Genomic DNA, 947 nt, shown 5'->3' on the forward strand with positions numbered 1-947 from the left:
AACCGTGTTTCCGGATCAGTTGGCGTATGTGATTTATACGTCGGGGTCGTCGGGGGTGCCTAAGGGTGTGTGGGTGGCGCATGGGGGTGTGGTGAATCTGGCGGTGGGGCAGGGTCGGGTTTTTGGTGTGGGTGTGGGGGACGGGGTGTTGCAGTTTGCGCCGTTTGGTTTTGATGCTGCGGTGTCGGAGCTGGTGGTGGCGTTGGTTGCGGGTGGGGTGTTGGTGGTGGCGTCGGCTGGGGAGCGGGTGGAGCCGGGGTTGTTGGGTGGGTTGGTGCGGGGGGGTGGGGTGCGGGTGGCGACGGTGCCGCCGTCGTTGTTGTCGGTGGTGGAGCCGGCGGTGTTGGTGGGGTTGCGGACGTTGGTGGTGGCGGGGGAGCGGTTGGATGGTGGGTTGGCGTCGGTGTGGGGTGAGCGTTTTCGGTTGGTGAATGCGTATGGGCCGACGGAGGTGACGGTGTGCGCGAGCATGGCCGTGTTGGGGGGGGTGGGGTGTGCCGCCGATTGGGTGGCCGTTGGACAATGTGCGGTTGTATGTGCTGGATGAGCGGTTGTGTCCGGTGCCGGTGGGTGTGGTGGGGGAGTTGTTTATTGGTGGTGTGGGGGTGGCGCGGGGGTATGGGGGTCGTGCGGGGTTGACGGGTGAGCGGTTTGTGGCTGATCCGTTTGTGGGGGGCGGGTCGCGGATGTATCGGTCGGGGGACCGGGTGCGTCGGTTGGTGGGTGGTGGTCTGGAGTTTGTGGGTCGTGTTGATCAGCAGGTGAAGGTGCGGGGGTATCGGGTCGAGCTGGGTGAGGTCGAGTCGGTTCTGGTGGGGTGTGCGGGGGTGCGGTCGGTGGTGGTGTCGGTGTTCGGTGAGGATGCCGAGCGTCGGCTGGTCGCGTATGTGGTGCCGGAGGACCCGGCCGAAGGCATCCCGCCGATCGCGGACCTGCGGGCCCACGCG

At 66.7% G+C, this 947-nt stretch carries 1 pseudogene; it reads left to right on the plus strand.

What is annotated here, in order from left to right:
* Positions 1–67: 67 nt before the first annotated feature.
* A pseudogene (locus AQI94_RS46180) lies at positions 68–947 on the plus strand (AMP-binding protein); the annotation flags it as partial.

This window comes from Streptomyces pseudovenezuelae (assembly GCF_001513955.1).
GTDB classification, from domain to species: domain Bacteria; phylum Actinomycetota; class Actinomycetes; order Streptomycetales; family Streptomycetaceae; genus Streptomyces; species Streptomyces pseudovenezuelae.